Annotated in this window: 23 protein-coding genes and 1 tRNA gene; 11 read left to right on the forward strand and 13 right to left on the reverse strand. The window is 61.5% G+C overall.

Translation table 11 applies throughout. From position 1 onward, the window contains the following. The first annotated feature begins 97 nt into the window (after window positions 1–97). Both R5M92_RS09395 and R5M92_RS09400 read left to right on the forward strand, forming a co-directional pair. A complete protein-coding gene (locus R5M92_RS09395; RefSeq protein ID WP_346795664.1) occupies window positions 98–1,330 on the forward strand; it encodes an E22 family MetX-like putative esterase in 1,233 nt (410 codons plus the stop codon). 68 nt (window positions 1,331–1,398) lie between these two features. Then, window positions 1,399–1,914: an opioid growth factor receptor-related protein gene (locus R5M92_RS09400; protein WP_346795665.1), complete on the forward strand. Its 516-nt coding sequence runs from the start codon at window positions 1,399–1,401 to the stop codon at window positions 1,912–1,914. Here the strand turns inward: R5M92_RS09400 and R5M92_RS09405 are convergent. Further along, window positions 1,911–2,591, reverse strand: a complete 681-nt coding sequence (locus tag R5M92_RS09405) for a GntR family transcriptional regulator (protein WP_346795666.1) — start codon at window positions 2,589–2,591, stop codon at window positions 1,911–1,913. The two genes, R5M92_RS09400 and R5M92_RS09405, sit on opposite strands and share 4 nt — an antisense overlap. Window positions 2,592–2,885: 294 nt before the next feature. Here R5M92_RS09405 and R5M92_RS09410 point away from each other — a divergent pair, with 294 nt between their 5' ends. The 6 genes from R5M92_RS09410 to R5M92_RS09435 all read left to right on the forward strand — a co-directional run bounded on the left by R5M92_RS09410 (window position 2,886) and on the right by R5M92_RS09435 (window position 10,534). Further along, window positions 2,886–4,439, forward strand: coding sequence for an ABC transporter substrate-binding protein (locus tag R5M92_RS09410; RefSeq protein ID WP_346795667.1), 1,554 nt, complete (start codon window positions 2,886–2,888; stop codon window positions 4,437–4,439). A 68-nt stretch (window positions 4,440–4,507) separates the two neighbouring features. Then, window positions 4,508–5,485 (forward strand): ABC transporter permease, encoded by a 978-nt coding sequence (locus R5M92_RS09415; protein WP_346795669.1) that lies wholly within the window; start codon window positions 4,508–4,510, stop codon window positions 5,483–5,485. Further along, on the forward strand, window positions 5,482–6,318 hold the full coding sequence (locus tag R5M92_RS09420; protein WP_346795670.1) for an ABC transporter permease: 837 nt from the start codon (window positions 5,482–5,484) through the stop codon (window positions 6,316–6,318). The genes R5M92_RS09415 and R5M92_RS09420 overlap by 4 nt, the downstream gene beginning before the upstream one ends. Before the next feature lie 9 nt (window positions 6,319–6,327). Then, a complete protein-coding gene (locus R5M92_RS09425) occupies window positions 6,328–7,947 on the forward strand; it encodes an ABC transporter ATP-binding protein (protein ID WP_346795671.1) in 1,620 nt (539 codons plus the stop codon). A 32-nt stretch (window positions 7,948–7,979) separates the two neighbouring features. Next, window positions 7,980–9,392 (forward strand): FAD-binding oxidoreductase, encoded by a 1,413-nt coding sequence (locus R5M92_RS09430; protein ID WP_346799328.1) that lies wholly within the window; start codon window positions 7,980–7,982, stop codon window positions 9,390–9,392. A 26-nt stretch (window positions 9,393–9,418) separates the two neighbouring features. Then, window positions 9,419–10,534 (forward strand): pyridoxal phosphate-dependent aminotransferase, encoded by a 1,116-nt coding sequence (locus tag R5M92_RS09435; RefSeq protein WP_346795672.1) that lies wholly within the window; start codon window positions 9,419–9,421, stop codon window positions 10,532–10,534. Between the two features lie 30 nt (window positions 10,535–10,564). On the opposite strand, the gene R5M92_RS09440 is transcribed toward R5M92_RS09435, so the two are convergent. The 12 genes from R5M92_RS09440 to R5M92_RS09495 form a co-directional block, all read right to left on the reverse strand. Further along, window positions 10,565–11,533, reverse strand: a complete 969-nt coding sequence (locus R5M92_RS09440) for a branched-chain amino acid transaminase (RefSeq protein WP_346795673.1) — start codon at window positions 11,531–11,533, stop codon at window positions 10,565–10,567. A gap of 25 nt (window positions 11,534–11,558) precedes the next feature. Next, a complete protein-coding gene (locus tag R5M92_RS09445) occupies window positions 11,559–12,671 on the reverse strand; it encodes a class II histone deacetylase (RefSeq protein ID WP_346795674.1) in 1,113 nt (370 codons plus the stop codon). Next, window positions 12,668–13,714, reverse strand: a complete 1,047-nt coding sequence (locus R5M92_RS09450; protein ID WP_346795675.1) for a histone deacetylase family protein — start codon at window positions 13,712–13,714, stop codon at window positions 12,668–12,670. Before R5M92_RS09450 ends, R5M92_RS09445 begins: the two co-directional genes overlap by 4 nt. Window positions 13,715–13,753: 39 nt before the next feature. Continuing rightward, the gene (locus tag R5M92_RS09455) at window positions 13,754–15,031 is read right to left on the reverse strand and encodes a TRAP transporter large permease (RefSeq protein ID WP_346795676.1); all 1,278 of its coding nucleotides are present in this window, start codon (window positions 15,029–15,031) and stop codon (window positions 13,754–13,756) included. Beyond that, complete coding sequence (locus R5M92_RS09460) at window positions 15,028–15,573, reverse strand: TRAP transporter small permease (RefSeq protein ID WP_346795677.1); 546 nt, start codon at window positions 15,571–15,573, stop codon at window positions 15,028–15,030. Before R5M92_RS09460 ends, R5M92_RS09455 begins: the two co-directional genes overlap by 4 nt. An 89-nt stretch (window positions 15,574–15,662) precedes the next feature. Continuing rightward, on the reverse strand, window positions 15,663–16,739 hold the full coding sequence (gene dctP, locus R5M92_RS09465; RefSeq protein ID WP_346795679.1) for a TRAP transporter substrate-binding protein DctP: 1,077 nt from the start codon (window positions 16,737–16,739) through the stop codon (window positions 15,663–15,665). Between the two features lie 85 nt (window positions 16,740–16,824). Next, window positions 16,825–17,766, reverse strand: coding sequence for an ornithine cyclodeaminase family protein (locus R5M92_RS09470; RefSeq protein ID WP_346795680.1), 942 nt, complete (start codon window positions 17,764–17,766; stop codon window positions 16,825–16,827). Window position 17,767: 1 nt separating this feature from the next. Then, on the reverse strand, window positions 17,768–18,124 hold the full coding sequence (locus R5M92_RS09475; protein WP_346795681.1) for a RidA family protein: 357 nt from the start codon (window positions 18,122–18,124) through the stop codon (window positions 17,768–17,770). A gap of 211 nt (window positions 18,125–18,335) precedes the next feature. Beyond that, complete coding sequence (locus R5M92_RS09480) at window positions 18,336–20,525, reverse strand: TRAP transporter large permease subunit (protein ID WP_346795682.1); 2,190 nt, start codon at window positions 20,523–20,525, stop codon at window positions 18,336–18,338. Between the two features lie 143 nt (window positions 20,526–20,668). Then, window positions 20,669–21,832, reverse strand: coding sequence for a TRAP transporter substrate-binding protein DctP (gene dctP / locus R5M92_RS09485; protein ID WP_346795683.1), 1,164 nt, complete (start codon window positions 21,830–21,832; stop codon window positions 20,669–20,671). A 414-nt stretch (window positions 21,833–22,246) separates the two neighbouring features. Next, window positions 22,247–23,014 (reverse strand): AraC family transcriptional regulator, encoded by a 768-nt coding sequence (locus tag R5M92_RS09490; RefSeq protein WP_346795684.1) that lies wholly within the window; start codon window positions 23,012–23,014, stop codon window positions 22,247–22,249. Window positions 23,015–23,235: 221 nt separating this feature from the next. Further along, a tRNA-Leu gene (locus tag R5M92_RS09495) sits at window positions 23,236–23,322 on the reverse strand. Window positions 23,323–23,695: 373 nt separating this feature from the next. On the opposite strand from R5M92_RS09495, the gene queA reads away from it, so the two are divergent. The 3 genes from queA (at window position 23,696) to yajC (ending at window position 26,344) form a co-directional block, all read left to right on the forward strand. Further along, the gene (queA, locus tag R5M92_RS09500; protein WP_346795686.1) at window positions 23,696–24,742 is read left to right on the forward strand and encodes a tRNA preQ1(34) S-adenosylmethionine ribosyltransferase-isomerase QueA; all 1,047 of its coding nucleotides are present in this window, start codon (window positions 23,696–23,698) and stop codon (window positions 24,740–24,742) included. A 61-nt stretch (window positions 24,743–24,803) separates the two neighbouring features. Next, the gene (tgt, locus tag R5M92_RS09505) at window positions 24,804–25,940 is read left to right on the forward strand and encodes a tRNA guanosine(34) transglycosylase Tgt (protein ID WP_346795687.1); all 1,137 of its coding nucleotides are present in this window, start codon (window positions 24,804–24,806) and stop codon (window positions 25,938–25,940) included. A gap of 77 nt (window positions 25,941–26,017) precedes the next feature. Further along, the gene (gene yajC, locus R5M92_RS09510; protein WP_346795688.1) at window positions 26,018–26,344 is read left to right on the forward strand and encodes a preprotein translocase subunit YajC; all 327 of its coding nucleotides are present in this window, start codon (window positions 26,018–26,020) and stop codon (window positions 26,342–26,344) included. Window positions 26,345–26,362 lie beyond the last annotated feature (18 nt).

Consider the following 26,362-nt stretch of genomic DNA (forward strand, 5'->3'; position numbering starts at 1 on the left):
CCAATGGCACGGCTATGCTGTGAATGCCACTAACGTTTCAAGCAGTATTTCAGAAGCAGTAATCTCAACGACAACAATCACAACAACAGGAATCGCCATGATAACGCTGCATACCCAACGACAAGCACAACGATACGTACCGGCCGTGCGGCCACTGCTCGCCACCGGTTTGCTATTCGCCTACTGTGCCGTGTTCGCCACGTCGTCCCTGGCCTGGGATGAGGTCGTAGAAAAACAGGTCTTCGAGATGGAGGAATTCACCACCCAGGGCGGCGAGACCATCGAGGATCTCGCGGTAGGTTGGGAAGCTTACGGCACACTCAACGACGCCCGCGACAACGTCATCCTGATCACCCACTTCTTCTCCGGCACCAGCAACGCCGCCGGTAGTTACAGCGAAGACGGCGAGCCCACCGGGTACTGGGACGCCATCATCGGTCCCGGCAAGGCGCTGGATACCGACAAGTACTACATCATCTCCTCGGACACGCTGGTCAACCTCAACGCCCACGCCGCCAATGTCACCACCACCGGCCCCGCCTCCATCAACCCGCAGACCGGCGAGCCGTGGGGGCTCGATTTTCCCGTCGTCACCATCCGCGATTTCGTCGAAGTCCAGAAGGCTCTGCTGGAGAGTCAGGATATCGACCAGCTGCATGCCTTCATGGGCGCATCGATGGGCGCACTGCAAGCCATCGAGTGGGCAACGGCCTATCCGCAGCAGGTGGAGCGCTTGATTCCGGTGATCGGAAGCGGCGTGGCCGACCCATGGCTGCTGGCCACGCTGAGCTCCTGGGCGGCGCCCATTCGCCTGGACCCGAACTGGAACGAAGGGGACTACTACGAAGGCGAGCCACCGCTGGATGGCTTGAAGGAAGCGCTCAAACTGGTCACGCTCAATGCCAACCACTGGGAGTGGGCCAACCAGACCTTCGATCGCAGCTGGGCCGAGGAGGATGCCGATCCGGCGGAGGATATCAATGCCCGCTACGCCATCGAGAAGACACTCGATGACATCGCTGCCGCACGCGCCGAACAGGCCGATGCCAACCACCTGCTTTATCTGGTCAAGGCCAACCAGACCTTTATCGCCGGCCACGGCGACAGCCTGGAAGAGGGTCTTGCCGCCATCACCGCGCCCACGCTGATGCTCTACAGCGAGAACGACCTGGTCTTCTCGCCCTCGGGGGTACGCCGTACCGCGGAATTGATCGAGGCGGGAGGAGCCGAGGTGGAGCTTCAAACCCTGGAAGGCAACCGCGGCCACCTGGATGGCGTCGTTGCCATCGAGCAGGCGGAGGCGCAGTTGCGCGACTTTCTCGGCCGTTGATGGCAAGCTTGAACGTTTCCACATGGACGGAGCGCGGCTTCGTCCCTCAACTTGCCGGGAAGCGCTTCATGAGTGAGCATGCCGAACGCCTGATGGCGTTCTACCTGAATCACGCCACCGATCACCAGGGCCGCACGCTGGAGGATATCTGGGAGTTGTCACACTTCTGGCTGGAACATACCCACGACTATATCCAGTGGCTGTTTCCCATCCCCGAAGCGGGTCGCTTCAATCCGTTCGCCCCTCTGCTGGATGAGGAGGCCCGGCGCCAGTTTCACGAGTCACCCACCATGCAGGCTCGCCAGCGCACTTCACTGGATGTGATGCTGGACTTCTTTGGCTTGCAACGCGAAGGGTTGGTCATCAGCGCGACGGCGGGGCTCGATCCCACCCGGCATATCTGGTTGAAGCGCGGCGGGCACAATCATCTACGCATCACGCGGATCATCCGCAGCCTGCATCTCGCCGGGCAGCCCGAGTTGGCCGGCGCCGTACAACAATCCTTCATCGACATAGGCACACGGCAGGGCTACGTCACTCCCGCCACCGTGGCTTATTGGCAAGCCGCCACCCAGGCGCCCTAGCGCAGCTCATCGACGCCGCGCACCACATAGTCCCGCGCCACGCCGATATGGTAGTCGATCGCTTCCCTGCATTGCCGTGGGCAGCCTGCGGCCAGCGCATCGAGCAGCTTGTGATGGCTCGTGGCGATAGTGTCAGGGTCTTCATGGGTCTTGGTAATCAGGGTGATACACAAGCGCAACTCATGTCCTAGATCGTCGAAGGCTTTCAATAGGCGCTCGTTACCTGACAGCTCCATCAACAGCCGATGGAACTGCAGGTCCTCTTCGATGCGCAGCGTTTCGCTATCGCCTGCGGCGGCTTCGCACAAGCGCTTGACCTGCGCCTCAAGGGCATGGCGCGCCTGTTCACTATAGTTTTCCACCAGCCGCTCCATGGCATGGCGTTCCAGGCACAGGCGCAGATCGAATACGTCATTCAGTTCAACGCTATTCAACGCCCTGACAAAAAACCCCTTTCGCGGTTTGGAGATCAACAGCCCCCGGCTCTCCAGCAGCCTGGCGGCCTCTCTGACCGGCGCCCGGCTCACTCCCAAGTCTCTTGCCAGCTGCACTTCGGAAAGCCGCTCTCCAGGAACAAAGTGCTGATTGATAATGGATTTTGTCAAATAATCCGCCACCTGCTCGACCAGGTTGCGCTGCTTGATGACTGGTTCGGCAAAGACGAAAGAAGAAGGCATGGACACAAGCTCTCGGAGGCTCTTGAAAGTATCGCGTTGGGGGTCAGTATGACGCAAAGCGCACGTTTGTCGACGGTCGATTGCCGACTGTCGACAGTTCAAAAAGCCGCTGCTATGTTCAGTAAAGCTGCGTGAAAGACCAAACGGCTTGTCAGGACGACGCTCGCATCAAACAAGTCAAACCTTGATCCACCTAAAGCCGATACAACAGCGCAGCCGCCACCAACAATAAATCATCGGGCTTTTCCTCGTACGCCTCGCTCGCCAACAGCCCAACAATACAGGAGCAGGACCATGAAGACACCCTTAGCCCTGGCGGTTACCGCCGCTGCGCTATCCGCGACCTTCGCTTTCGCCGAAGAGCCAAAAAGCGGTGGCGTCATCGACACCATCGTCCAGCCGGAACCGCCGGGGCTGGTGCTGGGCATGATCCAGAACGCCCCGACCCGCACCGTGGCCGGTAATATCTATGAAGGCCTGCTGCGCTACACCACCGACCTGGAACCCATTCCGCAGCTGGCCGAGTCGTGGGAAGTCAGCGATGACGGCCGGACCTATACCTTCCATCTGCGCGAAGGCGTCACCTGGCACGATGGCGAGCCCTTCACCGCCGAGGATGTGGTGTTCTCCGCCGACGTGTTCCACCGTGACCTCAACCCCAGCGCCCGTGCCGTCCTGCAGCATGTGGAAAGCATCGAGGCGATCGACGAGCATACGGTGGAATTCACCCTGGCCCAGCCCTTCGGCCCCTTCCTGATATCCTTCGAAGCGGGCACCTTTACCATGGTGCCCAAGCACATCTACGAAGGCACCGACTTCCGCGACAACGACGCCAATAGGCCTCCCATCGGCACCGGTCCGTTCAAGTTCGACAACTGGGATCGCGGCACCGTCATCCAACTGGTCAAGAACGAGGATTACTACGAGGAAGGCTTGCCCTATCTCGATGGCATCAATTGGCACATCATTCCCGATGGCGCATCCCGGGCTGTGGCCTTCGAGAACGGTACGGTCGACGTCCTGCCCAATGGCACCGTGGAAAACTTCGATATCCCCCGGCTTTCCAGCATGGACAACGTCTGCATGACCGAAGAAGGGAACGAGTATTTCAGCCCCTTCGCCATGCTGTGGATGAACAACCGCGAAGGGCCCACCGCCGACAAGCGCTTCCGCCAGGCGGTGATGTACGCCATGGATCGTGAATTCGCCCGTGACGTGCTGTGGAACGGCCTGGGTAACGTGCCGCTTTCCGCCTTCGGCTCCAACGCTCGTTTCCAGAACGACGACCTGGAACCCTACGATCACGACCCGGAAAAGGCCCGCGAACTGCTCGACGAGATGGGCTACGACGGCGAGCCGGTACGCCTGTTGCCTCTACCTTATGGGGAAACCTGGACCCGCTGGGCAGAAGCGGTACAGCAGAACCTGCGCGAAGTGGGGATCGAGGTGGAAACCGAAGCCACCGACGTGGGCGGCTGGAACCAGCGCCTGAACGAGTGGGATTATGACCTGGCCTTCACCTACCTGTACCAGTACGGCGATCCCGCCCTGGGAATCTCGCGCACCTACCTTTCCGACAACATCGAGAAGGGCTCGCCGTGGAATAACGTCGAGGGCTACGAGAACGAGCGGGTCGACGAACTATTCGAGGAAGCCGCCACGGCCTATCCCGAATCCGAGCGCGAGGAGCTCTATCACGAGGTTCAGGAGATCCTGCATGAGGACGTGCCGGTAGGCTGGCTGCTCGAGCTCGGTTTCCCGACCATCTACCGCTGCGACGTCAAGGATTTAGTGAACTCCAGCGTGGGCGTCAACGAGGGCTTCAGGGACGCCTGGCTCGACCGCTGATCGCGTGAACGGGAGGCGGCGTCCAGCATCGCTGCCTCCCTCGCCACCAACGCTGCAGAGGCTTTCGCATGCTGTATGCCAGATTGATCGTGATGCGGCTATTAAAGGCCGTCATCGTCCTGTTGCTGATCGTGATATTCAATTTCTTCCTGATCCAGATGGCCCCGGGCGATCCCGCCGCGATCCTTGCCGGTGAAGCCGGCGCCAGCGATCAGGAATTCATCAACCAGCTGCGTGAACGTTTCGGTCTCGACCAGCCGCTTTACGTGCAGCTGTGGCACTACGTCTCGGGTATCGTCATGCTCGATTTCGGCTACTCCTATCGCCTGGACATGCCGGTGCTCGACCTGATCCTGCAGCGCCTGCCCGCCACGTTGCTGCTCACCGGCGCGGCCTTCGTGCTCTCCCTGACTCTGGGCATCATCGCAGGGGCTCTCGCGGCCGCCCGCGTCAAGAAACCGTCCGGCTCGCTGATCATGGCCCTCGCCCTGGTGTTCTACGCCACGCCGCTGTTCTGGGTGGCGCTGATGGCCGTGGTGCTGTTCTCGGTCTATCTCGACTGGCTCCCGGCCTACGGCATGGTAACGGTGGGCGCCGGGTATACCGGCCTGGCGTTGGTGCTGGACGTGGCCAAGCATCTGGTGCTGCCGGCCACCACCCTGGGGCTGTTCTTCATGGCGATCTACACCCGCATGACGCGCACCTCGATGCTGGACGCCGCCCAGCAGGATTTCGTCAAGACCGCCCGTGCCAAGGGGCTGAAACCCGGGGTGATCCAGCGGCGCCATATCCTGCGTAACGCCTTGCTGCCGATCATCACCCTGGCCGGGTTGCAGGCGGGACAGATGGTGGGCGGCGCCATCCTCACCGAGACCGTGTTCGCCTGGCCCGGCATCGGCCGCCTGATGTACGAAGCCTTGATGCAACGCGACTATAACCTGCTGCTGGGTATCTTCTTCTTCTCCGCCGCCCTGGTCATCGTATTCAATATCATCACCGACCTGGTGTACCGGCTGGCCGACCCGCGCATCAAGGAGGGAACATGAGCTTCTTTGCCCGTTTCGCCCAGAACCGCGGAGCCCTGGTGGGCCTGATCATTCTCGGGGTGATCATCCTGATGGCCGTGCTGGCCCCCCTGCTCTACCCTGAATCTCCCTGGCGCATGGTGCAGCGTCCGTTCCTCTCGCCCATGGAAGTCGAGGGCTTCTGGCTGGGTACCGACACCATGGGCCGCGACGTTGCCGCCGGCCTGATGCACGGCGCCTGGGTGTCGTTGCTGATCGGCCTGGTCTCCACCGTGGTGGCCTTGATCATCGGTGTACCGCTGGGCGCCATTGCCGGCTACTACGGCGGCTGGCTCGATGACCTGCTGATGCGCTTCACCGAGTTCTTCCAGACCATTCCCAATTTCGCCCTGGCGATCGTGCTGGTGGCGATCATGCAACCCAGCGTGACCTCGATCGTACTGGCCATCGCGATCGTCAGCTGGCCGCCGGTGGCGCGCCTGGTGCGAGCCGAATTCATGTCGCTGCGCCAACGGGAATATGTCGAGGCGGCCCGCCTGGTGGGACAGACCCACACCACCATCATCCTGCGCCAGATCTTGCCCAACACGCTCTCGCCGATCATCGTGCTGGCATCGTTGATGGTGGCCACGGCGATACTGCTCGAGTCTGCGCTTTCGTTTCTTGGCCTCGGCGATCCCAACGTGATGTCGTGGGGCTACATGATCGGTGCTGCACGGACCGTGATCCGCCAGGCCTGGTGGCTGAGCTTCTTTCCCGGCTTCGCCATCCTGCTCACCGTGCTGGCCCTGAACCTGGTGGGCGAAGGGCTGGATGACGCCTTGAACCCCAAACTCGCCCGCGAGCGTCACTAGGAGACCAGCATGAGCGAAGCCGTTCTGAGTATTCGTGATCTATGCGTGGCGCTGCCCAAGGGCGCCGACCGGGAGTACGCCGTGGAGAACGTCAGCTACGACGTCAATCGCGGCGAGATCATGTGCGTCGTCGGCGAGTCCGGCTCGGGCAAGTCGATGGCCGCCAATGCCGTCATGGGCCTGTTGCCCAAGGGGGTTCGTCCGGTCAAGGGGGAAATCCTGTTCGACGGCCAGGATCTGCTCAGCCTCAGCGAAAAGCAGCACCGGGAATTGCGTGGCCTGCATATCGGCATGATCTTCCAGGAACCCATGACCGCCTTGAACCCCTTGATGCGAGTCGGCGATCAGATTGCCGAAGTCTTCGAGGCCCATGGACGCCTCAATACCAAGGAGCGCCAAGAGAAAGCCCTGGAACTGCTGATAGAGGTCGGCATTCCGCAGCCGGAAAAGGCCATTCGCGCCTATCCCTTCGAGCTCTCCGGCGGCCAGCGCCAGCGCGTGATGATCGCCATGGCGCTGGCGCTAGAGCCGAAACTCTTGATCGCCGACGAACCCACAACAGCGCTGGATGTGACCACCCAGGCCCAGATCCTCAAGCTCGTTCGCGACCTGCAGGAACGCCGGGGCATGGCGGTGATGTTCATCACCCACGACTTCGGCGTGGTGGCGGAGATCGCCACTCGGGTCTGCGTGATGCGCTTCGGCAATATCGTCGAACTGGGTGACGCCCGGGCTGTGTTGGAAAATCCTCAGCACGCCTATACCCGCGCCTTGATCGACGCCATTCCCAGCAATGCCGTGCCGCCCCATCGCGAGGTCACCGAGGAGGTCCCGCTGCTCCAGGTGCGCCATCTCGACAAGGTGTTTCGTTCACGGGGCGGGCTATTCAAGCCCTCACGCGAGGTGCGCGCGCTGGACGATATCTCCTTCACCCTTGCCCGGGGCGAAACCGTGGGCATCGTGGGCGAATCCGGCTCCGGCAAATCCACCCTGGGCCGCTGCGTGGTACGCCTGGAGCGCCCCGACAGCGGCGAACTGTTGCTCGACGGAGTGGATTTCACCACCCTGCACGGCGATAGCCTGCGCCGTGAACGCAAGCGGGTACAGATGATCTTTCAGGACCCCTACGCCTCGCTCAATCCCCGTACCCAGGTGGGCATGGCGATTGCCCAGGGGCCGATCGCCAACGGCGTAGCCAAGGGCGAGGCTCTCAAGCAAGCGGCTGAGCTGCTCGGCCTGGTCGGCCTGGGCGCCAGCGCCGCCGAGCGTTATCCCCACGAGTTCTCCGGAGGACAACGCCAGCGTATCGGCATCGCCCGGGCGCTGGCGCTCAACCCCGAACTGATCGTCGCCGATGAAGCCGTCTCGGCGCTGGATGTATCGATCCAGGCCCAGGTGCTGGAACTGCTGGAGGAGCTGAAACAGAAGCTCTCGCTGTCGCTGCTGTTCATTACCCATGACCTGCGCGTGGCGGCACAGGTCTGCGACCGTATCATCGTCATGCAGCACGGCAGGATCGTGGAACAGGGCAGTGCCGAGCAGATTTTCCTGGCGCCTCAAGAGAGCTATACCCGAGAGTTGCTGGCCGCCATTCCCGGTCGTGAAGAAGCGGTCGCCGCACCGGCCTGAACGAACGTCCATGAGACAAGGATATGAATTCCATGCACATCAGCCTCGATGCGCTGCGACGAATCGTCGGTTCCTCGAACGTCCTGACGGGAGAAGACGTCAGCGCTCGCCAAGCCGATTGGATGACCGGTGCAGCATGCCGGGCCGGGGCGATCGTGCGCCCGGCCGATACCGACGAATTGTCCCGCGTGATGCAGGCCTGCCACGCCGCTCGCCAGCCGGTCGTCACCCACGGCGGCCTGACCGGACTGGTTCATGGCGGCGACGCGCAACCCGACGAACTGGTCGTCTCGCTGGAACGCATGACCGCCATCGAAGCGCTGGACGAGGTGGGCTGCACGCTTACCGTCCAGGCGGGAGCACCGTTGCAGCGGGTCCAGGAGGCCGCCGTCGAGGCCGGCTTGCAGTTTCCCCTCGACCTCGGTGCCCGCGGCAGCTGCACCATCGGCGGGAACATCGCCACCAACGCCGGCGGCATCCGCGTGATCCGGTACGGCATGATGCGCCAGCAGGTGCTGGGGCTCGAGGCCGTGCTTGCCGACGGCACCGTCATCAGCTCGCTGAACCGCATGCTGAAGAACAACGCCGGTTTCGATCTCAAGCAGCTGTTCATCGGCAGCGAGGGAACCCTGGGCATCGTGACCCGAGCGGTGCTTCGCTTGCAGCCGCCCACGCCGGACGAGCAGACCGCTCTTGTCGCCTGCCCGTCATTCGACGCCCTGACCGGCCTGCTGGCGCATATGAGCAAGTCCCTGGGCGGAAGCCTGGGGGCCTTCGAGGTAATGTGGCAGAATCACTACCGCCTGCTGACCGAGACCAGCGGCCGCCACACGCCACCCATCGCGGTGGAGCACCCCTTCTATGTAATCGTGGCGTCCCTGGGCAGCGAGGCTGAACGCCACGGCGAGCAGTTCAACCATGCCCTGGAAACGGCACTGGAGCGGGAGCTGATCGTCGATGCGGTCGTCGCCCACTCACAGACCCAGCGGGACGCCCTGTGGGCGATCCGGGAGGATATCGAAGGACTGATCCAGACACTCGCACCGCTGTTCACCTTCGATGTCAGCCTGCCCATCGCCGCCATGTCCGCCTATACCGGGCAGCTCGAGCGCGCCGTCGAGCGGTGCTGGCCCCAAGGGCGCCTGGTGGTATTCGGTCACCTCGGTGACGGCAACCTGCATATTTCCGTGAGCGTGGGCAGCGCCGACCCTGACACGCGCCATGCGGTGGAGCGCCTGGTCTACGAGCCGCTGGCCGAGCTGGGCGGCTCGGTCTCGGCGGAACATGGCATCGGCACCGAAAAACGCCCGTGGCTGGGAATCTCCCGCTCGGCCGAGGAGATACGCCTGATGCATACTCTCAAGCACGCCCTCGACCCCCTGGGCCTGCTCAATCGCCACAAGGTCCTCGGCCACGGCTCGACGACCACCTCGACTGGCAACTGAATCAACCGAATACCTAGGAAAATGCTATGCCCCGCTACCCCGAGCACTTGACCGGCCAAGGCCCCACCAACCCATTTCCGGGCATCAAGGTACTCGAACGCCGCATCGGTCGCGAGATCCCCCATCGGCTGGGGTCCAACGAAGGCCTCGACATGCCCCACCACGCCCTGCGCGAGCATTTCGGCGATGCCTTGGCGGAGCATGTCTACTGCTACGGCGACTCCGAGGCCTTGGGGGTACGCGAGCGCCTGAGTCGCCAGCAGGGCATCCCGCTGGAGAACCTGCTGGTGGATGCCGGTGCCGACAGCCTCATCGCCCTGACACTACGCACCGTGGCCGAGCCCGGCGCCGTGGTGGCCTGTGCCCAGGGGACTTATCCTACCTTCGCATATTTCGCCCAGGGCCAGGGCTGCCGCCTGGTGGAGCCGCCCTACCGGGAAGCGCCGGGCCTTCTGGCGCCGGATATCGAAGCTCTGATCGAGGCGGCACATCGGGAGCGCGCCCGGCTGGTCTACCTCGCCAACCCCGACAACCCCAGCGGCCACCTTCACAGTGACGACACCATACGCCGGCTGCGTGCCGAGCTGCCCGAGGAGTGCTGGCTGCTGCTGGACGAGGCCTACCATGACTTTCGCGACGATGCGCAAGGCCCCTTTGCCGCCGAGGTCATTCCCGGCGTGATTCGCCTGCGCACGTTGTCCAAGGCCCACGGCCTGGCCGGGCTGCGTATCGGCTACGCCATCGCCGACGCCGAGGTCCTGGCGATGATGATGAAGGTGCGTATTCACTATGCGGTATCCACCCTGACCCTGGCCGCCGCCGAAGTGGTGCTGGATCATCCCGACGAGGTCGAGGCGCATATCGAGGCGGTGAAAGCCCGTCGTGAGCGCCTGGCCGAACACTTTCGCCGACTGGGAGCAGAGGTTCTGCCGAGCGCCACCAACTTCATTGGTATCCGCCTCGCCAGCGCCGAACTGGGCGAGCGCATCAACCGTGAACTGCTGGAAGCGGGACGCCTGATCGCACGGCCCGCCAACCCCGCCCTGGGGCATATCCTACGCATTACCGCCGTGGAAGATGCCCTGGTACCGGGTCGCCTGGCCATTCTCGAAGACGTCGTAAAAGGGGAAGCCGTCAAGTAAGCGACTCTAGTGCCCGAGTGGCCGGCGCCCTTACGCCGGCGTCAGCCAGTGCTGGAACGCCTGCAGCTCGCCTTCCAGTTCGCCGCGCGTCACCTGGTGGTAGAGCCGCTGCAATTGCGCGGTCACGCTATCTCCGGCAATCGGCTGCCCGACCTTGGGCGCTCCCGCCCGGGCGCCGATGTGGCGACCGTCCAGCTCGCGCAGCGGGAGGATTTCCGCCGCCGTGCCGGTAACGAACGCCTCGTCGGCGGTATACAGCTCATCGCGGGTAATACGTCGCTCGCGCACCTCCAACCCCAGCACGCCCCGCGCCAGCTGGATAACGCTATCCCGGGTGATGCCCTGCAGGCAGGAGGTGACTTCCGGGGTGTGAAGGACGCCATCGCGGAGCAGGAACACATTGGCCGCGGAGGCCTCTGCCACGTAGCCTTCCGGGTCGAGCATGATGGTCTCGTCGAAGCCCGCCTTGACCGCCGTATTGAGCGCCAGGATGGAGTTGACGTAGTGACCGTTGGTCTTGGCCCGGCACAGGCTGATGTTGACGTGATGACGCGACCACGACGAGGTCAAGGCACGCAGGCCGATGGCAGCGGCCTGGAGAGAGATATAGTCGCCCAGGTCCCAGGCCGCCACCACGACGTGAGTCGTCAGCCCCTGAGCACGCAAGCCCAGGCCTTCCGCGCCGAAGTACAGCGTCGGCTTTAGGTAGGCGTTGGTCAGCGAGTTCCGCGCCAGGCACTCACGCTGGGCCTCGATCAGTTCCGCCTCGCTGAAGGCCAGGGGCATATCCAACGCGTGGGCGCTATCGGCGAGACGGCGAGTGTGCTCGGCCAACCGGAACAGATGGGTGCCGCTGGGCCCGGCATAGGCCCGCACGCCCTCGAAACAGCCCATGCCGTAGTGCAGGGTATGCGTCAGCAGGTGGGTCTTGGCGTCGCGCCAGGCCAGCCACTCGCCATCCTGCCAGATCCAGCCATCGCGATCGTATAGCGGTGTCATCGTGTTTCCTTTATTAAAGCGGCATTTAACCGAGGCGACCGGCAGCGCGCCACTGGTCATGCCAGTCATCGATCAAGGCTTTCTGATGCGGCTGCAGGTCCTGGTAGGCCCAGGCCGCGATTTCCGCATCCTGCGGGTCGGGCACGGTAATCCGGCTGCCCGCCAGTTCGCCGATCACGCCATGTCCGCACAGCGGTGCATAGCCTTCGGAGTAACCGCCTTCGTGCACCATCACCAGTTTTCCTTCGCAGCAGCGTTCGGCCAGCTGCTTGAGCTTGCGGGTCATGCTGGCAAAGGCGGAACTGTTGAGCAGCATCTTGCCCAGGGGGTCCTTGGCGCAGGCGTCGTAGCCGCACGCCACCACGATCAGGTCGGGGCGAAAGGCTTCCAGGGCGGGCAGCACCAGCTTGTCCATGGCGTAATCATACGCGCCGATACCGCAACCCGGCGGCAGTGGCAGGTTCAAGTCGGCACCTTCGCCGTCGCCGACGCCCTGCTCGTCGAAAAAGCCGGTATCCAGGGGATAGTTTCCCGCCTGATGCAGCGACAACGTAAATACATCGGGATCATGATTGAACGCCGCCTGCTGGCCGTTGCCATGGTGGACATCCCAGTCGAATATCGCCACGCGCCCGACCTGGCCCAAGGCACGGGCGCGCATCACCGCCACGGGAATATTGCTCAGCAGGCAGAAGCCCCGCCCCTGATCCGCTTCGGCGTGGTGTCCCGGCGGGCGACACAGGGCATAGGCGTTTTGCAGCAACCCCGTCGCCACAGCCTCCACCGCGGCAATGGCGAGCCCCGCCGACTGCCTGGCCGCCGCCAGGCTGCCGGGCATGTACGGGGCGCAATCGCCGCCGTTGCCGCCACGGGCCCGGTCGCCGGCTTCCAGTTCATCCAGGTAGCGCGACGTATGAAAGCGCTCCAGGTCCTTTCGTGCAGCGGGCGCCGGCTTGATCACCTCCAGCTCGTCGATCAGGCCGGAGACCTCCAGCAGGTTCTTCAGCCGCCGCTTGCTCTCGGGGCTTTCCGAGGCGGGCTGGGGCTGGAGAAATTCACCAGGCGCGGAAAATACGCCGATCGCCCCCTGGTCGTGCCAGAAACAGCGCTCGTGCCAGAAAAAACCGGTCCGTTTCATGAGGCCGCCGCACCCTGCTGGAAGCCCCGCATGAAGGCCGCCAGGTTGGCGCCGAGGTGCTCGGTGGGGTAGCCCCCCTCCTGAACCAGGACCGTGGGCAGTTGCAGTTGCGCCAGGCGCCGCCCCACCGGCAGGAACTCCTCGGTTTCCAGCGTCAAGCCGGCCAAAGGGTCATCCTTGTGGGCGTCCAGCCCCACCGCCACCACTACCGCCTCGGGGCGAAACGCCTCGAGGCGCTCCAGCAACTGTTCCAGCGCGGCTAGAAATGCCGCGCCGCCGCTACCCACCGGCAGTGGTAAGTTGACGTTAGCGCTCACTCCTTCGCCGCTGCCCGTCTCGTCGGCGCCGCCCCAGAAGAAGGGATAGAAGTCGGACGGGTCGGCATGCAGCGAGCCGGTCCAGACATCGCCGCGGGTATAGAAGATATCCTGGGTACCGTTGCCGTGATGCAGGTCCACGTCGATGATCGCCACGCGCTCGAAGCGCTCGCGCAGCACCGTGGCGGCCAGAGCCGAGTTATTCAGAAAGCAGAACCCACCGGCACGATCGGGACCGGCGTGATGTCCCGGCGGGCGGCACAGTGCGTATGCCTGCTCTTCGCCGCCGACCACGGCATCCGCCGCCGCCTGCGCCGTCGCCGCGCTGGCCACTATACCGCTGAAACTGGTCGCGCTGATGGGGCAGGCCATGTCATGAAGATGCCATCCCGCCTGGCCCACCGGATGGCGTGGGTAGTGGTAACCGCCGCCGCAGGGATGGATATTGGGCGCCACCATTTCCGCCGCCCCGGGCATGGCCTGCCAACGCTGATGGATGGTTTCCAGGAAGGTCAGATAGCGCGGCGTATGGATACGCGCCAGGCGGCTGCGCAACTGCGGCGTGTCGGTTTCGGTCGGCGCGGTGAGGGAAAGACCGACCTGGGCCAGGCCCTGGGAAAGCAATTGCGCCCGCTGCGGCCCTTCCGGCGAGGGGGCCGGCTGGCCATGCAGCAGGAAGGTGGGTGGCGCATGGCGCTCCTGGTCCGGATGATAAAACAACTTCATGAAGTATTGTCCTTGCAATGAGATCCTTGCGATGAATCGCTACCCCAGCAGCGACGGAATCCAGGTCGACAAGGCCGGAAAAGCGGCCAACAGCACGATGACACCGATAAAGGCCACGTAAAATGGCAGTGAAGCGATGATCGCCCGCTCGTAGGGCACCTCGGCAATACGGGCCGCCGTCATCAATGTCATGCCTACCGGTGGCGTCACGTTGGAGATGTTGAGCACCACGATCATCAGGATGGCGAAGTGCAGAGGGTCGAACCCCAACTGGATCATCGCCGGCACCAGCACCGGGGCCACCACCACCAGTGCCGGTAGCACGTCCATCACCGTACCGATCAGCAGCAGCAACAGGCACACCAGCATCAGCTGCAGAAACGCCGAGTCGCTGAAAGTGGTGATGATACCCGAGGCATCTCGAGCGATGCCCGAACGGGTCACGAACCAGCCGAGTACCGCCGAGGTCGCCAGCAGGAAGAACACCACCCCCGAGAAGCGCACGGTAACCACCAGCGCATCCCATATCTTGCGCCAGTTGAGGTTACGGTAAAACACCACACCTATGATGATGGTATAGACGGCGGCAAACCCCGAGGCCTCGGTAATGGTGGTAAGCCCCGATAGAATTCCCCCCAGAATGATCAACGGCACGATCATCGCAGGCAGCGCCAGCACGAATGACATCATTGCCACCTTGAAAGGAGTGGGTGCCTGCTTGGGATAACCGCGCTTCCAGGCCAGGAAAAAGCTCACCCCCAGCAATGCAACTGCCATCAGCAAGCCGGGGATAATCCCGCCGGCGAACAGATCGATCACCGAGATATCGCGCAACAGGGTGGCATACACCACCATCACCACGCTTGGCGGAATGATGGGGCCGATTATCGACGAACAGGCGGTAATCGCCGCGGCATATTCAGCGTCATACCCCTGCTTTTTCATCTCCGGAATCATGATCTTGCCGATAGCGACGGTATCGGTAATCGCCGCGCCGGTCAGACCGGCAAAGAACACCGACACCGAGACGTTGACATGGGAAAGCGCCCCGCGAACGCGGCCGAACAACGCATTGTTGAAGTTGATCAACTTGTGCGTAAGCCCGCCCTGGTTCATCAGTTCGGCGGTGAAGATAAAATACGGCACGGCGATGAGCAGAAAGCCCGACACGCCTGAAAACATGCGGTCGGCAATGATGCCCAGCATGCGCTCCCCGCCCATCGCAAAACCACCCGCCAGACCGGACATGGCCATGACCACGGCGACGGGTGCGCCAATCAGCAACAACACCACAAACGTCACGATTGCCGGCGTCATGAGCGGCTCTCCCCTTCATTGGCCTTGATCAGTTCATCGAGCTGGGTAGCGTCATCGATGAAATGTTCGAGCAGATCGAACCCCTGCACCAGATGAAGCAGGATGATCACCCCGGAAAGCGGAATCACGATGGCGGTGAACTTGCTGGGAATCTGAATCTGGTCGGACACCATGTAGACCTGGGTGGCGCCCTGGAAGTAACCCCAGCCATACCACACCAGCATCACCGCGAATAACGCAATTACCGCCAGGCAAAGCCCCGCCGCTGCATTCAGCAGCGCCCGTGGCAGGCTACGCACCAGCAGGGTCATGGCCACATGTTCGCCATAGCGCAACGAGATAGTCATGGAAAGAAAGCCGATCCAGGGCAGAAACAGCCGCGCCAGGGAATAGGTCCAGCTCAAGGTGCTGCCGGTGACCAGCTTATAGAGAAAGGCCGTGAAGGAGATGCCCAGCATGATCAGCACGCAGGCCACACACATCACGATGGCCACCTGATTGACTGCATCGCTCAGGCGGCGAAGGGGCTGAAGTAACTGCATCAAGTAACCTCACAGGCAACATCGACCGGCGGAAAGTCCCGACCGGTCGATGGGTGGCGAATCGATATCAGCGCTTTCTATATCGACCCTCAACGGCCGTAGATGGACACATCCGATTCGCTCACTTGCTCACCCACGCGTGCCACTTCCTCGAGGAAGGCATCGACCTTGTCGGCTTCGATGCCGAAGTCATTGACGATCCAATTCCGCCATTCGGGACGGGCGATATCGGCCATGCGCTGGCGCTCCTCGGTAGGCATGATGTAGCACTCCTCGAAGCGCTCGCACGACTCTTCCCAGCTGGCGGTGGCCAGAGCGCCGGACATGCCGTGACCGATCGCGACGGCTTCACGCGCCGAGACGAGAATCGCTTCCTGCTGCTCTTCGGTCAGGCTCTGGAACCAGTCTTCACTGACCAGCCAGGCAGCGCTGTTGTAAACGTGCCCCGTCAGGGTGGTGTAATCGGTCACTTCATCGAAATTGAAGGTAGTGTTGAGTATCGGGGCGTTGAATTGACCATCGGCCAGGCCGGTTTCCAGGGCGGTAATCACCTCCCCCCAGGGCAGCGGGGTCGCCGAGGCACCCAGTGCCTTCATGATCGCCACATGGCCCGGATTTTCCTCGGTGCGGATATTCAACCCCTCGAGGTCTTCCACCGTCTCGATCAGGCGCTCGTTGTTGGTGAAGGCCACGAACCCACCGCCGTCATCGAAGGTGCCGAGATAACGCATGTTGGCTTCCTCGACGGTGCCGGACATGAAGTCGGCAAACCATTCGCTGTCGAAGAACGTCCAGGCCTGGCGCCAGTTGTCGAACAGGAAGGGCGCCGTCATCAGCTGGTAATCATCGTAAAACGATGACATGGCGCCGGTGGTGATGATGGTCGACTGCAAGGTGCGGCCGCCCTGAACCTCGGAAGCGGTTTCCACCTCGGAGCCAAGCTGACTGTTGCCGAAGATGCTCACCTCCACTTCGCCGTTGGTGCGCATCTCGACCAGGTTCTTGAAGTGTACCAAGGCCGGGTAGACCTCGTTGTTGCTCATGTTCTCGGGCAGGATGGTGGCGATGGCCATCTCCGTGGACTGGGCCTGGACATGGGCACTGGCGATCGCCAGGGGCAAGGTTGCCATTGCCGCGATGAGTGGTAAGCGTTTTGCCGTCGTCATAACACACCTCTTGTAGTTCTTAGTTGAGTCGGACTTGCGTTATTACCCTTCCGGAAGGCAGCCTTGCTCAGGAGATCGTTCTCCCTCAGCGAGCGTCGGGCAAGGCCTCCCACACTTCAATGGCGGCAGCCAGGTCTTCCAGCGACGCCCCTACTGACTTGAATAACGTAATGGCTTCAGGCGAAGAGCGGCCGGCCTTTTCCCCCTTGATCAGCTCCGCCAATTCCCCTTGAATCTGCTCGAAACGAAATTCACCCTCCTCGATGGCTTGCAGGATATCGCCCGCTTCTCCTCTGGCACCGGCGTAGGTATCCACGAACACCTCGGCGCGACGCAAGCAGTGGGCATCGGTTTCGCGCATCTGCGGGCGAAATGCCCCGACCAGATCTAGGTGCGTCCCCGCCGTGAGCCACTTCCCCTTGATCAATGGCTCGGTAGACAGCGTCACGCAACTGACGATATCGGCCTGGGCCACCGCGGTTTCCAGGTCTTCAGCTACGGCGGTATCGAAGCGGTCGGCATAGGCATCGGCAATCGCGGCGGCTTTCTCGGGGTTTCGGCCCCATATCAGCACACGGCTGATGGGTCGCACACTGGCGTGGGCTTCAATTACCATGGGCGCGAGCTTGCCGGTGCCCACGACGAGCAGCGTCGAAGCATCTGCGTGAGCCAGTTCACGGGCGGCCAGGGCCGAGGCTGCCGCGGTTCGGCGCCGGGTCAGCTCACTGCCATCGATACAGGCCAGCGGTTGACCGTGTGCCCCTTCGCTGAGCAGATAAAGCCCGGAAATCGCCGGAATGCCGTGATCCGCATTCTGGGGAAAGACGTTGACCATCTTCACGCCGATGTAACCCGCCTTTTCCCACGCCGGCATCAGCAACATGGTGGCTTCACCATCCGGGCGGTGCATGGCGTGGTGATGGCGCGGCGGCGATTCGACGCCCTGGCTAAAGGTGACAGCCAGACGGTCGATGAGACCGCGCCATTCGAGCAAGCCGGCAACTTCCTCTGCGGAGACAACACGCATATCAAGCCTCCGGCAATGCCGCGATGACCATGATCTCGACTTTCCACTCCGGCTTGGCGAGTTTCGCTTCCACGGCGGCACGCACCGGCGGACGACCCGGCGTAACCCACGCATCCCAGGCCCTGTTCATCTGATCGAACTCATCCATGCTGGTTACCCAGATCTGCGCGGAAAGCAGTCGGTCCTTGGAAGTTCCGGCCTTGGCCAGCAACTCATCGATACGCGCCAGCACCTGCTCTGTCTGGCCATGCATATCGGCGGAAGCATCGCCGGGGACCTGTCCCGCGAGGTAAACCGTGCCGTTATGGACGGTAATCTGGCTCATGCGCGCGTTGCTGTCTTGATAACTAATGCTCATGGTGGGTCTCGCAAGTGGAATAAATACGGAAGTGATCTTTAAAGATTAGACTGATGTAAAGCACGGCGCTTGCCCGAAGCTGTGAAAGATTTGCCCGTAAATCAGGTAACCGGGGATGATTGCGCGCATGCTCCAGCCGACGTTGTACATAGGCGAGCCGTGTCAGCCGAAAAACGCCCGTGAAATGGGCGTTTTCCATGGCTGATATGGCTCAGCGATAGATGAGATTAGGCAACCAGGTGACCAAACCGGGGAATAAGATCACCAGCAACAGTCCCAGCGCCTGAATGCCCAGGAAGGGGAAAGAGGAGCGGAAAATCTGGGCCATGGTGATATGCGGCGGACACACCCCCTTGATATAGAACAACGCATAGCCGAACGGTGGGCTGAGAAACGACATCTGCATGTTGACCAGATAAATGACGCCGAACCACAGCGACACGTTCATCGGCTCCACGCCCGGCATCCCGAACAGGCCATCGAAGCTCAAGCCCTTGATCAGGGGCACGAAGATCGGCACCGCCAACAGCAGGATGCCCACCCAGTCCAGGAACATGCCCAGCGCCACCAACAGCACCATCATCAACGCCAGCACCATGTAGGGCCCCAGACCCGCACTGGAGATCAGCTCCTGAACGAATGTCTGGCCGCCCTGCAGGATGTAGAAGCCCACGAAGATGCTCGCCCCGAAAATGATCCACATCACCATGGCGGTGGCCACCAGCGTGGTCATGCAGGCGGCATGCAGATTGGGCCAGGTGAGACGCCTGTGCATCGCCGCTACCACCAGGGCACCAAAGGTCCCGATGCCCGCCGCTTCCACGGGGGTGGCGATCCCGGTAAAGATGATTCCCAGCACCAGGACCACCAGGATGATCGGCGCCAACATGTTGCGCAGCAGACGCAACTTTTCGCCCATGTCCACCCGGTCCTCCACCGGCATGGGCGGCGCCAGCTTGGGGTTTACCGTACCCCGCATCCAGACATAGAACGCATACATGCCCGCCAGCATCAGGCCGGGTATCAGCGACCCCAGATAAAGCTCACCCACCGACTGCTGGGCGATAACGCCATAGATGATCGCCAGGATGGAAGGCGGGATCAGAATTCCCAGGGTGCCGCCCGCCATGATCGAACCGATCGCGATTTCCGGGTTGTAGTGGCGCTTGAGCATCGCCGGAAGCGCGATCAACCCCATGGTCACCACGGCGGCGCCGATCACCCCGACCATCGCCGCCAGCAGCGTGGAAGCAATGATGGTGGCAATCGCCAGACCCGCCTTGAGACCGCCCATCCATTTGTAGACCACATCGAACAGCTCTTCGATGATCCCCGCCTTCTCCAGCACCGAGGCCATGAAGATGAACAGCGGAATCGCCGATAGCTGATAGTTAGTCATCATGGGGAAGATGCGCGACGGCATCAGGTTAAGCATATTCTGGTCGCCCACCAGGTACAGAAAGCACACCCCCAGCCCGCCGGTGACGAAGGCCAAAGGCAGCCCGGCCACCAGCACTACCATCAGCGTACCGAACATCACCAGGGTCAAACCGCCGATACCGACATTCGAAAGGCTGTTTTCCAGGCTCAGCGCTAGGCTTTCATAGTCGGTCACTGCAATATTGACCATTTCGAACAAGGTCCAGGCGGCAAGAATCACCCCGCAGATCACCAGTACATTGGCAAAGGTCCGACTGCCTTCGTGGTGCTTGCGGTGGTGAAAGAAGGCCTGAATATCCCGGATCAGTTGCGCGAGACCCTGGAGCAACAGCAACAAGCCCCCAAAGAACAGCATGAACTTCACCGGGTAGTACTGCACGGCCCATTCGGTGAAGGACACTTCATTGGAATAGCTCGACCCAAAGAAGTAGGCATCACTGACCGACTGGGAGAAGAATTTCCAACCCGTGGTCAACAGGGCAATGGTGAAGATGAAAAAGAACACCGAGGTCAGCAAGTCCAGTGCCGCCTTGTTCAAGGGCTTGGCCCGGCTGTAGAGGATGTCCACCCGCACATGACCGCCTTCGCGCAGGGCAAAGGCTCCCGCCAGCAGGTACTGCATGCCGAACATCAAGGTCATCGATTCATGCGCCCAGTTGGTCGGAGAGTTGAACGCATAGCGCATCAACACCTCATAGGCGAAGACAAAGGGGGCAATCAATGACCAGTAAGCGACGTAGCGGCCGAAGAAGCCGGAAATACCGTCGATACCGGCGGTGAAGACGTTACCCGGTGCCTTGTAGCCGGTATCGGTTACCGGCACTTCCGCCGTATCGCTTCCGCTAACGGTTTGTCCGCGGCGAAAGCTTCGCTCGACGAAGAACATCACCACCAAGGGAAGCAATATCAGCACCGACCAGTAGAGCCAATGCGGCAGGATGAAGTTGATCTCAAGATTCATGGACACTCCTCCGAGAGGCTATCGCCTTAGGGCAATAACCACGGATCAACGAGTCGAGGGGATGCTCGATTGGGTCGGTTGGACATGAACGTTGCCACCCGCAGATGGCAACATTCATGAACTCCCGCATAACTCTCGGCTGGTCAGAGGTTCAACTGGTAATCCTTGATGTCCTCTTCTGTTACCAGCCCTACCGCCGGGTCCATCATGGTATCCAGGTGGGCCTTGAACAGGCGGGCAGCATCGGCATCCTTGTTGGCCCACTTGAACCACAGGGGAATCGCCGCTTCGCGGAAGCGAGTGGCGTCTTCCTCGGAGAGGTGGATGATCTCCACGCCCTTCTCGCGGTATTTGGGCCAGGCTTCGGCGTTGGCGGCCTGAATGGCGGCGTAGTGTTCGCGAGAGTAAGCCGCCACCAGATCGTGCATCAGGTCCTGGGTTTGTGGCGACATCCGCTCGAAGGTGCGGCGATTGACGGCGATATCCATTAGGTCGACCGCCTGGTGCAGGCAAGGCGTGGAAGGCGGTCCCATGATGATGTAATCGGTCACCTGCCAGAAACCCAGCTCGTAGTTCACCGCCGCCCCGGTATAATCGGCCGCGTCGATGGTACCCTTTTCCAGCGCCGGATAGACTTCTGACCCCGGCAGCAGTGTGGTCCGCGCGCCGATGGAAGCGAAAGTCTCGGCGACGATACCGCCCGGCATGCGGATCTTCACGCCCTGGAAGTCATCGAAGCTTCTCAAAGGCACCTTGGAATGAATCAGGTTGAGGTCATGGTGTACATAACCGAGCAGCTCCTGCCCCTGCTTGCGATAAAGATCCTTGGCGATACCCCAACCGCCGTAAGCCCCGAACATGATGTCCCAGTGGTGGGGGACGGAAAGTCCCATCGGATAAGCGGTCAGAAATACCCCCGCCGGCATCTTTCCGGGCCAGTAGACGGTGAACCAGCTCTGCCCATCCAGCACCCCGTTGCGGACCGCATCGGCAACTTCGAAGGCACCGGCCACTGCTCCTGCGGGGAACGGTTCGATACGCACCTCGCCCCCCGTAGCTTCGGCAACGCCTGCCGCCCACTCCTCGAAAATCCGGTAACCCGTGGTGCCCGGCTGCCAGGAAGACTGCATTCGAATCCGGATACCCTCCTGGGCCTGTACATTGCCGATCCAGGGCGCGGCCACAGCAGCAGCGGAACCGATAGCTGCGGTCTTGAGGAAATTACGACGACTGGGGGTCTTGAGCGCGTCGAGAGAGCTTGGGGCATTATCAATGGAAATGTCTGACGGTTTCTTGTCGTTTGGCATGACAGAGACTCCTGATGGAAGCGCGCCCTCGATACAGTGGATCGCAAGTGGCGGCTACATATTGTTGTTATCGTCCATAGAGTTTCGGGATGTTCGCTTATCCTTGGGCCATCCCACAGGAAACGTATCTTCGTGCTGGGCTAATAAAGATTTCGTAAACACTAGAAACGCTTCCACATTAAAAGTTAACGAAAAGACCCGAACTGGCAATTGACACATTCAACGCAACCTCTGGCCAGGCAATGGTCAGACCAATCACGGGGTTCGGTAACCCCACACGATTACTGAAAAAAACGGGTATTACCAACGTTTTTCTGGCTACAAACTACGACTAAAGCGCAAGTGCTCGTCTTTACCAGAGAGCCTCGTCTCGCCTCAATTGTGCAGAGTTTTAAGAGTCCAGTCCGGCGTTGGCTAGCGGTCGGCCGAGGGGGAGAGGTCGAAGAACCGGCGGTAGGCGCGGGAGAAGCTGCCTTGATCGCGAAAACCGACCAGGGCGGCGATATGACCCAGGCTCAACGTGCTGTGGCGTACCAGGGTACGGGCATGATTCAAGCGTCGCTGCTGGACATAGGCCAGGGGCGTCATGCCGGTCATGTCGCGAAAACAGGCATGAAAGTGGCCGGCGCTCAAGGCGCACAAAGTGGCCATCTGCTCGACCCGGATTTCGTCGGCCAGGTGGCGATCCAACCAGGCATCCAGGCGTTCCAGATCCAGTCGCTCGCTGATACAACGCCCGGCGACATGACACACCGTTACCGGGGTTTCCTGCTGCAGATAGACAGCCAATGCCCGCAGGAGCAGCGAGGCGATCTCGTTCTGCAACGCCGGGCACTGCTCCAGTTGCTGGGCCAGGGTATCGGTCAGCTGATTGAGCGCGGGCGGGACGGTGAAAAAGCGCGGCTTGTCGAATAACCTCTCGATTTCATCACCGTGCGACACCAAGCCCAGCCGCGAGACCGGAATATCCAGTACCAGGGTACGATTGCCCCCGTCGCCCTGGTATTCATGATGGCTCGCGCACGGAATCAAGCAGCCACGCTGAGCCGTCACGCGTTCGCCGCGCCCTTCAAGCGACAGCTCGGTCACCCCGCTGGTCGCCAGTATCAACTGGTGATGCTCATGGGAGTGGGAGACATGATCTTGATTCAAATTGCAGCTACGCAGTTCAAGCGGAAGCATGGCGCTTTCACCTACCGTTATCAGTCAGCATCACTATACCCACGCTTATCAAGCATACGAAAGCAACTCACCAACTCAGAATTAACGTATCGAAGCTATCGGCTGCCGAGATGCACTGGAGCTCATCCCGGCGAGGCGAATAGCGCCAGTCAAGGCGCTGCGCGCCATGCCTGGCGCACCACAAAAAAGGGCCTAGCGATAACGCTAGGCCCTAGAAATCATGGTGCCGGTGGCCAGACTCGAACTGGCACACCCGTAAAGGCGGCGGATTTTGAATCCGCTGCGTCTACCAATTCCGCCACACCGGCAACGGATGCGTATTATACGGAGCAGTGCACAAACGTCAATCATTAGGGTCTGTTGACGTTTCATTCACGGCCGCGCTGGCGTCAGTTTTTATTCGAGGCAAGGCAGGAGGAGAGATGTTTGGTTATTCCAAATGAGCGACGACTAACGCCGCAGCGGATAAAAACTGCCCCAGCCCTTCGGGTTGCGCATCAAAACGCGCCATCCTGCGTTGCAAAACTTGAAAAGGAAGTAACCCTTCCCTGCGTTCCGCGCCTTGCCTGGCACGTTAGATGCAGCAACGCGGTTCGCGATGAAGCATCAACAGACCCTAGCTGACTTCACGGGTATTTACCGCTATCCTATGCCGCCCGTTTCTTCCCCAGAGCCATTCTCATGCAGCGCGCCGACTTTGCCTACGACCTCCCCGAAGAGCTGATCGCCCGCTACCCTTCCGAGCACCGCAGTGATTGTCGCCTGCTGTGCGTGGAAGGAGAAACCGGCGCGCTCACCCACCGCCGCTTTCCCGAACTGCTGGACGAGCTGGTGCCCGGCGACCTGCTGGTATTCAACGATACCCGGGTAATTCCCGCGCGCCTTCATGGCCACAAGGCCAGCGGCGGCAAGGTGGAAATGCTACTCGAACGCCCGCTGGATGCCCACCGGGGGTTAGCGCACATTCGCTCCAGCAAATCGCCGAAGCCGGGGACCGAGCTGATCTTCGAGGGTGATGTTCACGCCGTGGTGGACGGCCGCCGGGACGCCCTGTTCGAGCTGCGCTTTCTCGGCGAGACACCACTGATCGACCTGCTCGAGCGTCACGGCCATATGCCGCTGCCGCCCTATATCACCCGGGAGGACGAACTCAGCGACCGGGAGCGCTACCAGACCGTCTACGCCAGACGCGACGGCGCGGTGGCCGCGCCGACCGCCGGCCTGCACTTCGACCAGCCGTTGCTCGAAGCACTGCGCGAAAAAGGCGTGGAGAGCGCCTTCGTCACCCTGCACGTGGGCGCCGGCACGTTCCAGCCGGTACGCGCCGACGATATTCGCGAGCATCATATGCATAGCGAGTGGATCGAGGTGGGTGAAACCGCCTGTGCCCAGGTCGCCGCTGCCCAGGCTCGCGGCAACCGGGTCATCGCCGTGGGCACCACCAGCGTGCGGTGTTTGGAAAGTGCCTGCCTGAAAAGCACGAGCGGCGAGATCGCTCCTTATAGCGGCGAGACCGATATCTTCATCTACCCGGGCTATCAGTGGCGGTGCGTCGATTCCCTGATCACCAACTTCCACCTTCCCGAATCAACACTGCTGATGCTGGTCGCCTCCTTTGCCGGCTACACCACGACCATGAATGCGTACCGGGAAGCGGTGGAGCAAGGCTACGCCTTCTTCAGCTACGGCGATGCCATGCTGCTGACGCGCAAGCCTACGGACGCCTGAGCCGACCGGCACGACCACGAATGCAACTTGTCTTTTGACCGACCCTTGATCGAGAACGTCAATGCGAAACGAATGTTTTATGCGCTTCGAGCGCCTGGCAGACGATGGCCGGGCACGGCGCGGCCGCCTGCACTTCCCTCGCGGCACGGTGGAAACCCCCGCCTTCATGCCGGTTGGCACCTACGGCACGGTGAAGGGTATGACGCCGGCGTCGGTGGAAGAGATCGGCGCCGAGATCATCCTCGGCAACACCTTCCACCTGTGGCTGCGCCCCGGCGTCGAGGTGGTCAAGGCACACGGCGACCTGCATGACTTCGCCCAGTGGGAAAAACCCATCCTCACCGACTCCGGCGGCTTCCAGGTATTTTCGCTGGGAGAAACCCGCAAGATCACCGAGCAGGGCGTGCATTTTCGCTCGCCGGTTGACGGCGCCAAGGTCTTCATGGGTCCAGAGGAGTCCATCGCGGTCCAGCGCGACCTGGGCTCCGATGTGGTGATGATCTTCGACGAGTGCACGCCCTATCCGGCGGATTTCCATCAGGCGAAAAGCTCGATGGAGCTCTCCCTGCGCTGGGCCAAACGCTCGCGTGACGCCCACGGCGATTCCCCTTCGGCGCTGTTCGGCATCATTCAGGGCGGCATGCATCCCAAACTGCGCGAACGCTCGCTCAAGGGGTTGCTGGACATCGGCTTCGACGGCCTGGCCATCGGCGGGCTCTCCGTGGGCGAACCGAAGGAAGAGATGATCAAGGTGCTCGACTACCTGCCCACCTGGATGCCCGACGAGTCACCGCGCTACTTGATGGGCGTAGGCAAGCCCGAAGACCTGGTGGAAGGGGTGCGCCGCGGCATCGACATGTTCGATTGCGTCATGCCCACGCGCAACGCCCGCAACGGCCATCTGTTCACCGCCGAAGGTACCGTCAAGATCCGCAACGCCAAGCATCGCTTCGATACCCGGCCGTTGGAAGAAGACTGTGACTGTCATACCTGCCGCCACTTCTCCCGCGGCTATCTACACCATCTGGATCGTTGCAACGAAATGCTGGGATCGATGCTCAATACCATTCACAACCTGCGCTACTATCAGCGCGTAATGGGTGGTTTGCGCGCGGCTATTGAAGCGGGTACATTGGCAAACTTTGTGGAAGACTTCTACGCACGGCGCGATATGCCGGTGCCTCCCGGCCCGAATTAAGTCTCTCCAGCGCTTGCTGGGGAACCTGTATCACAACGTGATTGACCTTAACCTTCATAGCTCAGGAGTTCCTTTCGATGCTGGATTTCTTTATCTCACCAGCCCATGCCCAGGAAGCCGCCGCCGGCGGTGGCATTGCGCAGATTGTCATGCTGGTCGGCTTCGTGCTGATTTTCTATTTCCTGCTGTGGCGCCCCCAGGCCAAGCGCGCCAAGCAGCACAAGCAACTGATCGGCGGATTGGACAAAGGCGATGAAATCGTCATCGGCGGTGGCCTGGTCGGCCGCATCACCAAGGTAAGCGACGAGTTCCTCAGCATGGAGATTGCCGACGGCACCGAAGTCAACGTCCAGAAGAACGCCGTGGCGGCCGTGCTGCCCAAAGGCACCATCAAGTCCATCTGATCCTCGCTCCGCCCTGCC

This window comes from Halomonas sp. Bachu 37, from assembly GCF_039691755.1.
In the GTDB taxonomy this organism is placed as follows: domain Bacteria; phylum Pseudomonadota; class Gammaproteobacteria; order Pseudomonadales; family Halomonadaceae; genus Vreelandella; species Vreelandella kashgarensis.

What these genes read in the sequence shown, in the direction of transcription:
- R5M92_RS09475 (WP_346795681.1), bottom strand. Translation starts at nt 18,124, where the DNA reads ATGAGCATTAGTTATCAAGACAGCAACGCGCGCATGAGCCAGATTACC.
- yajC (WP_346795688.1), top strand. Translation starts at nt 26,018, where the DNA reads ATGCTGGATTTCTTTATCTCACCAGCCCATGCCCAGGAAGCCGCCGCC.
- dctP (WP_346795679.1), bottom strand. Translation starts at nt 16,739, where the DNA reads ATGACGACGGCAAAACGCTTACCACTCATCGCGGCAATGGCAACCTTG.
- R5M92_RS09410 (WP_346795667.1), top strand. Translation starts at nt 2,886, where the DNA reads ATGAAGACACCCTTAGCCCTGGCGGTTACCGCCGCTGCGCTATCCGCG.
- R5M92_RS09415 (WP_346795669.1), top strand. Translation starts at nt 4,508, where the DNA reads ATGCTGTATGCCAGATTGATCGTGATGCGGCTATTAAAGGCCGTCATC.
- R5M92_RS09425 (WP_346795671.1), top strand. Translation starts at nt 6,328, where the DNA reads ATGAGCGAAGCCGTTCTGAGTATTCGTGATCTATGCGTGGCGCTGCCC.
- R5M92_RS09440 (WP_346795673.1), bottom strand. Translation starts at nt 11,533, where the DNA reads ATGACACCGCTATACGATCGCGATGGCTGGATCTGGCAGGATGGCGAG.
- R5M92_RS09450 (WP_346795675.1), bottom strand. Translation starts at nt 13,714, where the DNA reads ATGAAGTTGTTTTATCATCCGGACCAGGAGCGCCATGCGCCACCCACC.
- R5M92_RS09470 (WP_346795680.1), bottom strand. Translation starts at nt 17,766, where the DNA reads ATGCGTGTTGTCTCCGCAGAGGAAGTTGCCGGCTTGCTCGAATGGCGC.
- R5M92_RS09480 (WP_346795682.1), bottom strand. Translation starts at nt 20,525, where the DNA reads ATGAATCTTGAGATCAACTTCATCCTGCCGCATTGGCTCTACTGGTCG.
- tgt (WP_346795687.1), top strand. Translation starts at nt 24,804, where the DNA reads ATGCGAAACGAATGTTTTATGCGCTTCGAGCGCCTGGCAGACGATGGC.
- R5M92_RS09400 (WP_346795665.1), top strand. Translation starts at nt 1,399, where the DNA reads ATGAGTGAGCATGCCGAACGCCTGATGGCGTTCTACCTGAATCACGCC.
- R5M92_RS09460 (WP_346795677.1), bottom strand. Translation starts at nt 15,573, where the DNA reads ATGCAGTTACTTCAGCCCCTTCGCCGCCTGAGCGATGCAGTCAATCAG.
- R5M92_RS09420 (WP_346795670.1), top strand. Translation starts at nt 5,482, where the DNA reads ATGAGCTTCTTTGCCCGTTTCGCCCAGAACCGCGGAGCCCTGGTGGGC.
- R5M92_RS09490 (WP_346795684.1), bottom strand. Translation starts at nt 23,014, where the DNA reads ATGCTTCCGCTTGAACTGCGTAGCTGCAATTTGAATCAAGATCATGTC.
- R5M92_RS09395 (WP_346795664.1), top strand. Translation starts at nt 98, where the DNA reads ATGATAACGCTGCATACCCAACGACAAGCACAACGATACGTACCGGCC.
- R5M92_RS09455 (WP_346795676.1), bottom strand. Translation starts at nt 15,031, where the DNA reads ATGACGCCGGCAATCGTGACGTTTGTGGTGTTGTTGCTGATTGGCGCA.
- R5M92_RS09435 (WP_346795672.1), top strand. Translation starts at nt 9,419, where the DNA reads ATGCCCCGCTACCCCGAGCACTTGACCGGCCAAGGCCCCACCAACCCA.
- R5M92_RS09445 (WP_346795674.1), bottom strand. Translation starts at nt 12,671, where the DNA reads ATGAAACGGACCGGTTTTTTCTGGCACGAGCGCTGTTTCTGGCACGAC.
- R5M92_RS09430 (WP_346799328.1), top strand. Translation starts at nt 7,980, where the DNA reads ATGCACATCAGCCTCGATGCGCTGCGACGAATCGTCGGTTCCTCGAAC.
- dctP (WP_346795683.1), bottom strand. Translation starts at nt 21,832, where the DNA reads ATGCCAAACGACAAGAAACCGTCAGACATTTCCATTGATAATGCCCCA.
- R5M92_RS09405 (WP_346795666.1), bottom strand. Translation starts at nt 2,591, where the DNA reads ATGCCTTCTTCTTTCGTCTTTGCCGAACCAGTCATCAAGCAGCGCAAC.
- queA (WP_346795686.1), top strand. Translation starts at nt 23,696, where the DNA reads ATGCAGCGCGCCGACTTTGCCTACGACCTCCCCGAAGAGCTGATCGCC.